This window comes from Propionicimonas sp. T2.31MG-18 (assembly GCF_964266745.1).
Taxonomy (GTDB): Bacteria; Actinomycetota; Actinomycetes; order Propionibacteriales; family Propionibacteriaceae; genus Propionicimonas.
The window spans coordinates 1-13,948 of sequence record NZ_CAXWGX010000023.1; the positions used below are offsets into that span (position 1 = coordinate 1).

General features: G+C 66.9%; 8 protein-coding genes. 6 read left to right on the forward strand and 2 right to left on the reverse strand.

Annotated features, from left to right (window positions below; translation table 11 throughout):
* Window positions 1-262 precede the first annotated feature (262 nt).
* The 4 genes from ACFQQJ_RS08090 to ACFQQJ_RS08105 all read left to right on the forward strand — a co-directional run bounded on the left by ACFQQJ_RS08090 (window position 263) and on the right by ACFQQJ_RS08105 (window position 8,464).
* Window positions 263-1,840: a cation:proton antiporter gene (locus ACFQQJ_RS08090; RefSeq protein WP_377105534.1), complete on the forward strand. Its 1,578-nt coding sequence runs from the start codon at window positions 263-265 to the stop codon at window positions 1,838-1,840.
* Between the two features lie 1,014 nt (window positions 1,841-2,854).
* Complete coding sequence (locus ACFQQJ_RS08095) at window positions 2,855-3,874, forward strand: TerC family protein (RefSeq protein ID WP_377105536.1); 1,020 nt, start codon at window positions 2,855-2,857, stop codon at window positions 3,872-3,874.
* 143 nt (window positions 3,875-4,017) lie between these two features.
* Entirely contained in the window at window positions 4,018-6,732 is a 2,715-nt protein-coding gene (locus ACFQQJ_RS08100) for a cation-translocating P-type ATPase (protein ID WP_377105538.1), read from the forward strand.
* A complete protein-coding gene (locus tag ACFQQJ_RS08105; RefSeq protein WP_377105540.1) occupies window positions 6,725-8,464 on the forward strand; it encodes an HAD hydrolase family protein in 1,740 nt (579 codons plus the stop codon). Before ACFQQJ_RS08100 ends, ACFQQJ_RS08105 begins: the two co-directional genes overlap by 8 nt.
* A gap of 112 nt (window positions 8,465-8,576) precedes the next feature.
* On the opposite strand, the gene ACFQQJ_RS08110 is transcribed toward ACFQQJ_RS08105, so the two are convergent.
* Window positions 8,577-11,288: a phosphoenolpyruvate carboxylase gene (locus tag ACFQQJ_RS08110; RefSeq protein WP_377105542.1), complete on the reverse strand. Its 2,712-nt coding sequence runs from the start codon at window positions 11,286-11,288 to the stop codon at window positions 8,577-8,579.
* A gap of 155 nt (window positions 11,289-11,443) precedes the next feature.
* Between ACFQQJ_RS08110 and ACFQQJ_RS08115 the strand changes: the two genes are divergently transcribed.
* The gene (locus tag ACFQQJ_RS08115) at window positions 11,444-11,812 is read left to right on the forward strand and encodes a MarR family transcriptional regulator (RefSeq protein ID WP_377105544.1); all 369 of its coding nucleotides are present in this window, start codon (window positions 11,444-11,446) and stop codon (window positions 11,810-11,812) included.
* A 613-nt stretch (window positions 11,813-12,425) separates the two neighbouring features.
* On the forward strand, window positions 12,426-12,923 hold the full coding sequence (locus ACFQQJ_RS08120) for a beta-class carbonic anhydrase (protein WP_377105546.1): 498 nt from the start codon (window positions 12,426-12,428) through the stop codon (window positions 12,921-12,923).
* A 102-nt stretch (window positions 12,924-13,025) separates the two neighbouring features.
* On the opposite strand, the gene ACFQQJ_RS08125 is transcribed toward ACFQQJ_RS08120, so the two are convergent.
* Complete coding sequence (locus tag ACFQQJ_RS08125; protein ID WP_377105548.1) at window positions 13,026-13,895, reverse strand: universal stress protein; 870 nt, start codon at window positions 13,893-13,895, stop codon at window positions 13,026-13,028.
* Window positions 13,896-13,948: the final 53 nt, after the last annotated feature.

Here is a 13,948-nt window from a genome sequence, read left to right on the forward strand (position 1 = left end):
TCGACCGCCTGACCTACGACGCCACCATCATCGAAACCGGCACGACCAGCTACCGCCTCGCCCACACCCGAGCAGGTGGGGCCAACTCAAGCCGTCCTGGTGGGGCCAAGTCGAGTTGACATACTCATGGGCGCGTCATCGCAACCGAGATTCAGCCAAGGCTGCACGTTGATCGGTCGTGACGATCAGGGCGGCATGCCGCCTTCGGTCTGATTTCTTGGCGCGCCTCACCAATCCCGGTGGGTCTTCGTAGGCTGGCCTAATGGAGACGTGGCTCGTCTACCTGGGTGCCGCGCTCGCCGGGGGAGCGGTCGCAGCGGTGTTGCGTTTGCCCCCACTGGTTGGCTTTCTCGCGGCAGGCTTCCTCCTGGGATTCGCGGGTGTGCCTGAAGTGCCCGAGCTTGAGGGTGTCGCTGAGGCCGGTCTGGCTCTCATGCTGTTCACGATCGGGCTGAAGCTCGACGTTCGCAGGCTGTTCCGGCGTCATGTCTGGTCGCCCGCTCTGGCGCACCTCGCCACTTTCGGGGTGGTCACGGTGCTGGTGATCGCCGGGCTGGCGGCGGTCGGTGTTCCCTTTGCCGCCCCAGGGTCGTGGGGTTCCTTCGCTGTGGCGGCGTTCGCGCTGTCGTTCTCCAGCACCGTCTTCGTCGTCAAGCTCCTTGAGGACAGGGGGGACGAGGACTCGCTCTATGGTCGGGTGGCGATTGGCATCCTGCTGATTCAGGATCTGGCGGCGGTCATCTTCCTGGCTGTGGTTGGAGGGACGGTGCCCTCTCCGTGGGCGTTGGCGCTGTTCCTCCTGGTTCCCGTGGTGCGCGTTGCCCGCTTCGTCTGGGCGCGGATCGCGCGAGCCGATCTGGAGATTCTCTTCGGGGTGCTGATGTCTCTGGGTCCGGGCTACTGGGCGTTCACGGCAGTCGGGCTCAAGGGTGATCTGGGCGCTCTGGTCATCGGGGTGCTCCTGGCTGTCGATCCTCACGCCGAAGCCCTTGCGCGATCGTTGCTGCGCCTGAAGGACTTCCTGCTGGTTGGGTTCTTCCTGGCGATCGGTCTGGCTGGGGTGCCGGGTCCCGCGGAGATCGCGCTCGCGCTCGCGCTACTGCTGTTGCTGCCGGTGAAGGGGATTCTCTTCATCGTCCTGTTGAGGTGGGCACGGCTCCGGAATCGCACGTCGGCCCTGGCAGCGGTTGCCTTGAGCAACTACTCCGAGTTCGGCATGATCGTGGTCGCGGTGGGCGCTGGCCACGGATTGATCGATCGGCACTGGTTAGTGGCTGTCTCGCTTGCCGTGGCGCTGAGCTTCGTCATCGGGGCTTCGGTGGGACGCCGCGACGCGTCGTTCGCCTCGTGGCTGGCCGACCGGTTTCCCAACCGGGCCGAGCAGGTGCTCCTGCCCGAGGATCGCCACATTGTGATTGGTGACGCCAACGTGCTGGTTCTCGGTCTGGGGAGGGTGGGCATCGCAGCGTTCGAGCGTCTTGTCGCCGAGCCCGGTTTGCGTGTGGTCGGGATCGAGAGCGACCCGGAGGTGGTCGAGAAGCTGCGCGGGCGTGGTGTGAACGTGATTGAGGGGGATGCGACCGACCTCGAGTTCTGGGAACGCATCCGTGGCAGGCACGGGCTGGAGATCGCCGTGTTCGCCCTGCCGAATCATGAGGCCAACGCTGCGGCCATCCGGCTGCTGCAGCGCACTCCGTTCGCCGGGACGATCGGGGTCGTCACCCGCGATGAGGACGAGGCGCCCGACTGGGCCGGGATCGGTGTGGACGCATCTCTGTCGTTGTACGCCGGGGCCGGCGCGCAGCTCGCCGAGCAGGCACTCCGGCACCGCCACGCCTAGTCGCTGCTCAGATCGGGTGAACAGGAGGAAGCGACGACGTGGCGGGCGACCAGCCGGCAGACAGGACCCTGTGCCCGCGATCGCGCGGGACAATGACGCCATCAACACGCCCGTGGAATGTACCTATGGGGTGCAGGGCATCAGACGGATGGCGGGTGTGGGGGCGGCCGCGTCGCGCCGCGGTTGCCGATCCTTAGCCTTGAGTGCGCGGTGGGTGGCTCCAGAAGGTGGGGTGGTGCGCCGCTGAGCCCACCGAAGACCGGCGCCTCGGCGGATGTCGGTGCGCCCGGTGTCGCGCAGGATCCAGAGCGTGAGCCATGCGGCGAGGGCGAGGGCGAGCAGAAGGTCAGCCATGATGACGTCCCTGGTGTTGTCGATGGTGAAGCGGGACCGCGAGGCTGGAGGGCAAAGGGAGGGCCTTCGTGCACCTCAAGTCTGCGGTGGGTGTTTATGTGTGGAGCTCGTTCAGCTGGCTCGCGTTTCTGCAGCTGACCACTTCGAGCGCGAACCCGCGGCTACCGAGCGAGGGAGCGGTGCTCCCATCGGGGGTCCGGCAGGTGGATGATCCATGGCATGTCTCCTTCCGGTCTGGCAGAACCGGAAGTCTCTCCCACCCAGCTCTCGCTGGGCTCGGTCACCGGGCCTAATTGCTAGGTCCGTGGTGTCGGCGACCGACTCGTTCTTCGGGATACTCCCCTCCGTTGGGGTACGAACAACAATACGCGAAGACCGTTACGTGCGTAAAGTCCCGGCCATGAGTATTCGAGCAGCATGAAAGGCGAGGAGCGACAGCGAGGATGGTCGTGACCCCCCAGAGGAATGCCATGGGCGCCCTTGACGTACGAAGACATGTTCGTGAATACTGGAGCGCACGAGGGGAGTACCCCGCTCGCGATGTCTCCGTCAGTTCGGCCGGCCCTGTTCGGCCCGGAGCGTCGGCCACCCCAGCCAGATTGGCGTGGTGGGGGAGACCTCCAACCGCTCGCCGTGTGCGGGCAGGTGGAGGTATGGGGCATGGATGTTCCGCTCTGGGCGTGGGCTGCAGTTCTCGCCGTGATTCTTGCGATGCTGGCGGTCGACCTTTTCGCCCATCGCACCGCTCACGTGGTGTCGGTTCGTGAGGCCGCCATCTGGTCGGGGGTGTGGGTCTCGCTGGGCCTGGCGTTCGGCGCGGTGGTGTGGTGGGCCTACGGCGCCCAGGCCGGCGGTGAGTACTTCGCCGGTTACCTGATCGAGAAGTCACTGGCGGTCGACAACGTCTTCGTGTTCGCGTTGATGTTTGCCTACTTCTCGGTCCCGCGGGAGTACCAGCACAGGGTGCTGTTCTACGGCGTGCTCGGGGCGTTGGTGTTCCGGGCGATCTTCATCGCCGGCGGTGCGGTGCTGATCGAGAACTTCTCCTGGGTCCTGTACCTGTTCGGCGCGTTCCTGGTGTTCACGGGCTGGAAGATGTTCACCCACCGCAACGAACAGCTCGACCCTTCCCGCAACCCGGTGCTGCGCCTGGTCAAGAAGTGGGTGCCGTCCACCGCGGAGTACCACGGGCAGCGATTCTGGGTGAAGCAGGCCGGCAAGTGGGTGGCGACCCCGCTGTTCACGGTGCTGGTCCTGGTCGAGGTCACCGACATCATCTTTGCGGTCGACTCGATTCCCGCGATCTTCGCCGTCACCCAGGAACCGTTCCTGGTCTTCACCAGCAACGCCTTCGCCATCCTCGGTCTGCGGGCGATGTACTTCCTGCTTGCCGACCTGATCCACCGGTTCATCTACCTCAAGGCCGGGCTCGCCGTTGTGCTGGTCTTCGTGGGCGTCAAGATGCTGCTGCTCGACGTCTACAAGATCCCGATCTGGCTTTCGATCGCCGTGATCGCCACCACCATCACCGTCGCCGTCGTGTGGAGCCTGCGAGCCACCCGCGATCCGGCGCCGACACCGCAGGACCACGCGCCCACCGCGCCGGAACCTGAGGCCCGGGACGCCACCGCTGAGGCCGAAGTGGCAGGGGATGAGACGTTTGGACATCGGCGGATGTGACCCCCGGGATCGACCCGGGCGGGTGCGCCGCGCGGGTGTTACGGGACGACATTCTCGTCCGTCCTGTCCCCTGCCCGTCGCGTCGGCCCCTAGGGTGGAAGAGACTCGGTGGTGCTTCGCTCACGAGTCGCTGAAGGATTGTCATGGAACTCGTGCCACTTGTCCTGAACGAGCCAGCACGGCCGCGACCGTGGCACGTGCTATCTGCCACGGAGGCCCTGGAGGAGCTGGGGACCTCCCCGCGCGGTCTCACTGACGAGGAAGCGCGGGTCCGCCTTGACCGGCTTGGCCCCAATGCCCTGATCGATCGTGGGACCAAGTCCCCGTGGAAGATTCTGTGGGAGCAGCTGACCGCGGTGATGGTGGTGATCCTGCTGGCAGCCGCAGGGTTCTCACTGTTGTTGGGGAAATTCCTAGAGGCGGGTGCCATTGGCCTTATCGTGCTTCTCTTCGCGCTGTTGGGATTTCTGCAGGAGTATCGGGCCGAACGGGCGATCGCGGCGTTGCGCCAGATGACGGTCCCGTTCGTGCGGGCGGTGCGCGGTGGTCAAGTCGGCCAGTTGGCGGCGACGAATCTGGTGCCGGGAGACATCATCCAGCTGGCTGCAGGCGCGGTGGTTCCCGCGGATCTGCGCCTGCTCGAGACGGTAGCTCTGAAGATCCAGGAGGCCGCGCTCACCGGGGAGTCCGAGGCCGTGGAGAAGACCAGCGACCCCGTGACGCAGGTTGACTCCCCGTTGGGTGATCGGCTCAACGTCGCTTACTCGGGCACGCAGGTGGCGCACGGGCGGGGCGTGGGGGTGGTGGTGGCCACCGGCATGGCCACGGAACTCGGGAAGATTGCCGACCTGCTACAAGGCGTGAGGACGGAACGCACTCCGCTACAACAACGGCTGGACAGCGTCGGCAAGCAACTCGCCGTCGTGGGGCTGGTCACCGCCGGGGTGGTTGCGGGGCTGGGAGCGTTGGCCGGGGAGACCTGGAGCGATCTGGTGCTCACAGCCATTTCGGTGGCGGTCGCGGTCATCCCGGAAGGCTTGCCGGCTGTCGTGACGTTTACCTTGGCGGTGGGGGCGCAGCGGATGCTGCGCCGGGAGGCGTTGATTCGGAAGCTACCGGCCGTGGAGACCCTGGGATCGGTAACGGTGATCTGCTCGGACAAGACGGGGACCCTGACGCAGAACCGGATGTCAGTCGCTCGCCTCGCGATCCCGGGAGAGCCCGAATGGGTGCCGGGCCATGGCATCCCCTCCCCGACGGCGAGCATGGCGCTGGTTGCTGGTGTGCTGTGCAACGACTCCGAAGTCCGTTGCGTCGATGGTGAGACCAAGCTGATCGGAGACCCGACCGAAACCTGCCTCCTCGAGGCGGCGTCTGTCGCAGGACTCGATGTCGCGGGACTGGGGTCGGCTCTGCCACGCATCGCAGAGCTCCCCTTCGACTCCGAACGCAAGCGGATGAGCACCCGCCACCGGCGTGATGACGTTACGGTCTTCGCTGACGTCGACGGCGACCTCGTCTTCGTCAAGGGCGCCGTCGACGGAATGCTGACGCACCTCTCCTCGGTCTGGTTGACCGGCAATCCTCACCCGTTCGACGACACCGGACGGGCTTGGGTCGAGTCGACCAACGCGACACTCGCCTCTGCGGGGCACCGCGTGCTGTGCCTGGCCTTCCGGACGATCGAAATCGGCGCGGACGCCGACCTGGAGGACGGACTGACCCTGCTTGGCCTGGTGGGCATCATCGACCCGCCCCGGCCGGAAGTGGCCGAGGCCGTCACAAAGTGCGAGACAGCGGGGATCAGGCCGGTGATGATCACCGGCGACCACCCCCTGACAGCTCGTGCCATCGCCCAACAGATCGGCATCGGCCGCGACGGCGTAGTCCTCACCGGCGTGGAACTCGACCGGCTTGCGGGGGAGGAGTTCGATCACGCGGCCCGCACCGTCAGCGTCTTCGCTCGCGTGGCACCCGAGCACAAGCTCCGGCTCGTCGACGCCCTCCAGCGCGACGGCCAGATCGTTGCGATGACGGGCGACGGGGTCAACGACGCCCCAGCGCTGAAGAAGTCAGACATCGGCGTGGCGATGGGCATCACAGGCACCGACGTCTCCAAAGAGGCATCAGACATGGTGCTCCGCGATGACAACTTCGCCACCATCATCAGCGCGGTCGAGGAGGGCCGCGTGATCTACGACAATCTGCGCCGTTTCGTGTCCTTCGCGGTCGCCGGGAACCTCGGGAAGATCCTGGTCATGGTGGGCTGGCCGATCCCATACCTGTTCACGGACCTCGACACCACGGCCGCAGTCGCGCTGCTACCCCTGCAACTGCTGTGGCTGAACCTGATGACGGACGGCTTGCTGGGACTTGCGATGGGCAAGGAACCTGCCGAGCCCGACGTCATGCGACGCCCCCCACACGTTCCCGGCGGCAGCCTGTGGGCCGGTGGGCTCGGCCTTCACACCGCCTGGATCGGATTCCTGATCGGCGCCATCGCCCTCGCCGTGGCGATCGGCTACCACGAGGCGGGCAACCCCGCATGGCAATCGATGCTGTTCACCACCCTCGCGTTCCTCCAGGTCGGTCAGGCGTTTGCCATCCGCTCCTTCCGCGACTCCCTGTGGAAGGTGGGGCTTTGGACCAACCCCCTCCTCCTCACCATCGCCGGCGTGGTCCTCTCCCTCCAACTGGCAGCGCTGTACACCCCGCTGGGCGACTTCCTGCAGGTGCAGCCTCTCGCGCCCGCGGACTTGTTGGTGGCAGCGGCGGCAGGCGTAGGCCTGTTCACTGTGATCGAGGTGGTCAAGGCGCTGACCCGGGCTCCGCTCACCTTTCGGGGGAGCCATGCCTGACTACTTCCGCGCTGTGGCGCTTGATTTCGACGGCACTCTGACCACCGGTGAAAGGCCCTCCTCAGCCGTGCTCGCTGCTCTGGCCGAGGCGCGCGGCCGCGGGCATCGGCTTGTGCTCGTCACCGGGCGCACCATGGCGCACTTGCGGTCGGGCTTCGCCGACGTAGACGACTGGTTCGACGCAATCGTCGCCGAGAACGGCGCCGTGCTTCACACGCCCGCGGGGTCACAGGTACTGGCCCAACCGGTCGACCCTGCGTTGGCCGACGCGCTCGCCAGACGCGGGGTCGCGGTCGACCGCGGGCAGGTACTCCTTGGCTGCTCGGCAGCCCATGACCACCTGGTCCTGGAGGAGGTCCGTCGTCTGGGAGCCGACTGCCAACTGACGCGCAACCGGGGTGCCCTGATGATCGTCCCGGCTGGAGTCACCAAGGGATCCGGTCTGGATGCCGCGCTCAACAGCCTCGGCCTGTCCTCACACTCCGCGATCGCGATTGGCGACGCCGAGAACGACCACACCATGCTCGCGCACTGCGAGATCGGCGTCGCCGTCGCCAATGCGGTCGACTCGCTCAAGCGTCGCGCGGACATCGTCACCAACGCCCCGGACGGCAGAGGGGTGATCGAGGTCCTCCACGGTGACCTCCTGCGGGGCCGCTCAGCTGTGCACCCCGACCGTTGGCAGATCTCACTCGGCACCTACTTCGACGCCACGCCCGCCACCATTCCGGCCTCCCAGGTCAACGTCCTTGTGACGGGGGGCACCCAGTCCGGGAAGTCCTACCTGGCCGGGCTCATCGCCGAACAGCTCATCCGGCTCGCCTACGCCGTTGTCGTGATCGACGTCGAAGGCGACCACTCCAATCTTGCCGACCTGCCCGACGTCGTTCATCTGGGAGGGCACGCGCCCGTCCCCACGACGGGGCTCTTGCGCAACCTGTTGAGCCACCATGGCACGAGCATCGTCGCCGACCTGTCCCAGCTCACCGGCGACGAGAGGCGGAACTGGTACACCCAGGCACCACCGCGGCTCGCCGACCTGCGCCGGGACCGCGGCTTGCCCCACTGGGTGCTGGTCGACGAGGCCCACGAATCGCTCGGTCCTGCGACGGAGACCCGGAACCTGTTCGCTCCGGACCGCAAGGGTCACTGCATGATCACCTACCACCCCACCGAGCTCTGTGCCGAGGCGCGGAACAGCATCGACATCCTTGTGTCGCTGCAGCCGACGACTCTCGATGCCGAGGACCCGGTAGTCGTCGTCACGACGGCGTTCAGCCGGCTCGCGGTCGACGATGTCCTCGCCGCGTTCTCGGCCCTGCCCGTCGGGGCTGGCCTGTTGTTGCGCGCGAGTGAGCCGGGCGTCCTGCGCCCCTTCACAGTCGGACCCCGGCGTACCGCCCACGAGCGGCACTGGCACAAGTACGCGACGGTGGACTTGCCAGTCCACCGGCGGTTCGTGTTCCGGCGCAGCGGCGAGTCAACCTCCGGACACGAGGCAGCCAGCATGCGCGACTTCTACGATGAACTCGCCGGATGTGAGCCCGACGTCATCATGCACCACGCCGGGGCCCACGACTTCTCCCGCTGGATCCGTGGCGTGTTCCGCGACGACCGCCTCGCCTCCGACGTCGAACAGGTCGAGACAGAGCTCACCACTGCCTGGCAAGAGAGTGTCGAGACTGCTCGGCGCCGGCTCCGCGAGGCGGTCGAGCATCGCTACCCCGGCTGAGCCCCGGAAAGGCTGTGGTCCGGGCTCGGGGGTCTTCGCTCGCGCCGCCCGACCCGCTCGACCCCCCGTAGCCACGTTGCCGGGTTGCCCCTGATGGGGTTTCCGGACGGGCCTAGCCGGTGTTCTGCAGACCGGCAGCGGCCCCATTGACCGTGAGCAGCAGGACTCTTCCCCATTGTTCCTTGGTGTGCGGGTCGGACCCAGTCTCGGTTTCGGCACCCCTGTCGCGCAACAGGCGCAGGGCACGGAGCTGAAGGTGGCTGAGCGCGTCGATGTCGGGGGACCGCAGGGCGATCCTTGTGCGCAGCTGCGGCTTGTGCTGGAGGAGTTCGTCCTGATCGAGGGTGGCCAGCACGGTGCGGCGGGTGAGGTCGAACTCGGCCAGGACGGCTGCGGTGATGTCGGGGCGTCCGCCGAGGGCAAGGAATGACTCGGCCAGCTGGCGGTTGGCCTTGGCCAGGCTCATCTCGGCGATGTCGATGAGGCTTGCGAACAGTGGCCACTCCCGGTAGGCGGCGCGGAGCAGGTCCATGTCCCCGACCGCGTCCAGACCGGATCCCAGGCCGTACCAGCCGGGGACATTGGCGCGAATCTGGGCCCAGGCGAACACCCACGGGATGGCCCGGAAGTCGGACAGGTCGCGGCCCTCGGTAGCTCCGCTCCGACGCGCGGGCCTCGAACCCAGGCGTAGTTGTCCGAGTTCTTCCAGGGGGCTGGACTCGGCCACGACGTCTGCGAAGCCTGGCGTGTGCACCAGGTCGAGGTAGGTCTGTCGGGAGGTCTTCTCCACCTGCGCGGCGACGTCGGCGTACCGCAGGGCTGAGGGGTTGGCCGAGTTCACCGGATCGGTGTCGGCGAGGAGTACTGCGGAGGTGAGCCGCTCGAGGTGGGCCTGGGCGAGGGCGACGTCTGCGTAGCGGGCGAAGATGACTTCGCCTTGTTCGGTGACCTTGAACCGGTCGGCGACCGACCCGGGAGGTTGCGCCAGGATCGCCCGGTGCACCGGACCCCCGCCACGGCCGAGGGATCCGCCGCGCCCGTGGAAGATGGTCAGTCGAACTTCGTGTCGCTTGGCCCAGGCAACCAGATCGGTCTGGGTGTCGTACAAGGTGAGGGTCGCGCTGGCCGGTCCGACATCCTTGGCGCTGTCGGAATAGCCGACCATCACTTCGACGTTTCGGTCGCGCTGACCCAGCCAGCTCTGGGTGCTCTCCAGCTGCAGCCATTCCTCGAGTACGGCGGTCGCACCGTTGAGGTCGCGACCGGTTTCGAACAGAGGGACAACGTCAAGCCGCAGCGGCCGGTCGCCCACCGCCAGCCGGGCCAGGGCCCGCACCGTCACCAGATGCTCGGCATGCTGGGTGAAGCTGACCACATAGCGCCCGCAGCAGCGCCGGCCCCAGCGTTCCTGCATCAGGGCCATCACCCGCAGGGTATCGAGCACCTCGCGGGTGGATTCCGTGATCGGCCGGACGTGGTCAGGCCAGCCGTGGACGGCCAGGTCGTCGAGCAGGGTCAGTCGGCTGCCGTCCGTGACAGCACCATCGAGTTGGGAGAGCAACTCCTCGATCGCGGCGGCGTGGACCGCGCTGTGCTGGCGGACCTCGATCTCCGCCAGATGGAAGCCGAACGTCTCGGCCTGCCAGATCAGGTGCTGCAACTCGCCGTGTGCGCCGCGGACGTCCCCGGCCAGTCGCAGCGAAGTCTGAACCAGTCTCAGGTCGGCAAGTAGTTCGCCCGGGTCGCGGTAGGCCAGATCGAGGCTGGCCCGGCGGGTCGCGACGAGGCGGGCGGCAACGAACAGGAGCTTGTGCCGATGTGATTCACCCGGTGAGGACGCGGCGATCTCCGCGAAGACCTGTGGTGCTGTGACGGCGTCCACGGCGAGGGAGTTGCGCAACGCCGGCGACGCAGGGGTGTTCTCATCGCTCATGGTGAGGGTTCGGGCCACCCGCTCGGTGCCTTCGGCCAGGGCGCGCAGCACGTGGTCGGCATGGATGGCCATGGTCTGCCGGGTGACCTCGGCGGTGACGAACGGGTTGCCGTCACGGTCACCGCCGACCCAGGTCCCGAACCTTGCGAAGGCGGGAACGACTGGCGCCTGCCAGCCGGGCTCACCCCCGCCCAGGGCACGCTCGACGGCTCTGTACAGGCGCGGCACGGCCCTGAACAGGGTCTGGTCGAAGACCGTCATGAGCGTGCGGACCTCGTCGGTCGGCTGGGGCGGGGTGCTGCGCAATGGTGAGGTCCGGTGGAGGATGTTGATCTCCTCCAGCATTCGCCGTCGAGCGAAGGCCTGCTCATGGGGACCGTTGCGGGCGTCGTCGTACCTCTCGAGCTGGACGGCGATGCGGTTCAATGCCGAAGCCACGGCCCGGCGTCGAGCCTCGGTCGGGTGCGCGGTGAACACCGGATGGACGACCAAGCGGTCGAGCCGGGACGCCACCTGTGGCCCCAGCGCAGCGACGTCTGGCCAGACATCGTCGGTGACAGGAGCATCGGAGCTTCGCCCGCCGCTCTGTCCGCGGGACCGGTGCCGTTCCTCAGCGAGGTTGGTCAAGTGGAAGTGCACGGTGAGCGCCTGGGCCAGGCGAGCGGCCTCGGAGACGTCAAGGGCATCAACGATGCGCCGGGGAGCATCCTGGTCGCCATCGCAGAGCGCACGCGTCGTGGCGTTGCGCAGGTCGGCCATCAGGGCGGCGAGCTGGCCCTGCCCCGCCTCGGTCAGCACCTGGTTGTGGAGTGCTGTGAGAAGCGCGATATCGGCGTCCAGCAATCCATCCACGCGGCGTCCCGCGTGGGTGCGGGGCTCATGACTAGTCACAGCAGTCCTCCTGAACTCAACCCCGACGAGAAGCGGCTTGGCATGGCCCTGGACGCAGCCATCGTCATCCGGCACCGGACAGATCCGTACATTTGGGTAGTCATGTGTACAGCGCCTCCCACTCTTGGAAGTCTAACTCACGTATCATCCTTCGTATGAGTACGAGCGGCTGGACGTTCCTGTCGAACTATGGACATGTGCTCGTCGCGCTGTCCACATATCCGGACGCTCGGATGCGCGACATCGCCGACATGGTCGGAATCACGGAGCGGGCGGTGCAGCAGATCGTCCGCGAACTCGTCGACCAGGGCTACGTCTTCAAGGACAAGGACGGACGACGCAACCGCTATCACATCGCCCACCACGCGCACCTGCGACACGAACTCGAAGCCGGAGTCAGCCTCGGCGAATTCGTGGCACTGGCGAGGCGGCCTGTCGACCGGGCACGGCTGCCCCGCCCGTCCAAGCCCATCCATCGCGGCGGGCTGGAAATGGCCGGACCGGCTGACAGTGCGCCGGCCTGAGTGCGTCAAGGGCGGTAGCCACGGGCGGTTGGCCTGACCACACGGTCACCGCACCGGTGTCCTCCCCGGCAATGGAAGCCAACTCCTCGGTGCGATCCGCAAGCGCCTCCTGTGCGCGCCGGTGTCGCCACGCCAACAGTGCGGCATCGAGCGTCCACACCCCAGGACCGGGATCCACCATCACTGTGGCGTCCTTCCCCTCATCGAGGAGACGTCGCAGCGACGCTGCGGTTTCTGGAGTGACCGGAACCCAAGCGTCCACGCAGAAGGCCTCAGGTCCATCAGATTCCTCCATCATGGGTGGATCCGCAGCCTTGCCCTTCCCAGCGCTAGGACCCCGTCGGCCCGAAAGCAGGGCGACCACGGCCAGGAGCGGGAACAGGACCAGGACCAGAACTCCGGCCAGCTCCGCTAGCCAACCCCACTCCCAGACGTCCACCTGACACCTCCGAGCCCCAACCTGGGCGGGGGTTCTCCGCGGTCCGTGAGCAGCAGGCCGGTTCAAGGCGTCAATCCGCCGACCTTCGTTGCCTCCGCCCGGTAGCGAAGAACCCCCGTGCGGCCTATTATTCACGAATTGCATTACGTATGTCAATGCACTAGGTTCGTCGCCATGGACGCTGGTGGCTTCGCCGACCTCCTCGCAGCCAACCGCCGCTACTCCATCTCAGCGCCCCCCAACTTTGACGGCATCGCTCACGCCGGCGTCGGCATCGTCACCTGCATGGACTCCCGCCTGCAGCCACTGGAGATGGTCGGACTGGTCCTTGGCGAAGCCAAGATCCTGCGCACCCCCGGCGGGCACGTTACCGAAGACGCCCTGCGCGGCCTGGTCCTGGGCGTGCACCTGTTGGGGGTGACCCGGATCCTGATCGTTCAGCACACCCGCTGCGCCATGGCAGGCGGAGACGACGCTTGGATGCGCCAACGCGTCACAAAGGCGACCGGAGCCGACCTGACCGGTTTCCACATTGGCGCCGACCCCAACCAGCTGGATCGGCTTCAGATGGACGCCGAAATGGTGCGCAGCCACCCGCTGATCACGGCGCGCGCGCAGGTCGGCGGTTTCCTCTACAACGTTGACACGGGCCTTCTCGAACAGCACGTGTGAGACACACCGGTGCCAAGGGAAACTACGCAAGCAGAGCCCTGTCCGCGGCCCGTAATCCAAATCGCGCCGATCGGCTCCGTTGATGGCTGGGTGAGACCTGGGTCAGGACCGGTCTTGCTTGATCAGTCCAACGGGACAATGGGCATGAGCCAGGACCCCGCGGATCGAGCCGCCCACCACACCGCGGCGGTGGCGAACTCCTAGGATCAGCAAGTCGACGGACTTGGTCACCTCGACCAGCGCGTCCACAGGGTCCCCGAGCAGTAGTTCAACCTCCATCGACACTCCGGGGTGCCCCTCGCGGAGGTTGCCCAATTGGTGCTCCAGATCAGTCGCGGCGGCCCGGACAAACTCGCCCCCCTCCACGCCGACCGTCTCGGGTGCAACGTGGACCAGGCGGAGGTGTGCCTTGCGAGCTTCTGCCTCCCGGATTCCCCATTCCAGCGCAGACCCAGGAATCGACCGACTGCCCACCGCCACAGCAACTGCTCGCAACCCGCCCGTCCGGTGGGGCGTGGACGCCGCCGAAATCACGATCACCGGACACTCAGCGCGCATGGCGGCCGCCAGGCTGGTCGAGCCGACGAACATCCGCTCCAACCCGCTCATCGAACGCCGCCCCACGACCATCAGAGCAGCGCCCCCACTCAGAGCACCCAGCACGGCCCCCGGTGAACCGACCAATACCTCCGCACGGGTGCGCTCAGTCGGGAACCCCTCATCCGCGAGGACCCTCAGTGCATCGGACACTTTGGATTCACCTGCCTGCCGAAGCGTCTGCGGCGTCGAAACCAGCTCCCAGAGGTCACTCACCGGGGCCCGGTCGTCGACGACATTCACGACCCAGAGGTCGCCGCCGCTGTACTGGGCTTGCCTCATCGCGTAGCGAAGGGCGCGCACCCCATCTGGTGAACCGTCGACACCGACCAGGATCCGCGGCACCGCGGCTGCGCGCGCCTCTTCCTCGTCCACGATTCGACGATCTTCGATGTGTACCAACCGTCAACCCTTCCATTACGGGCCGC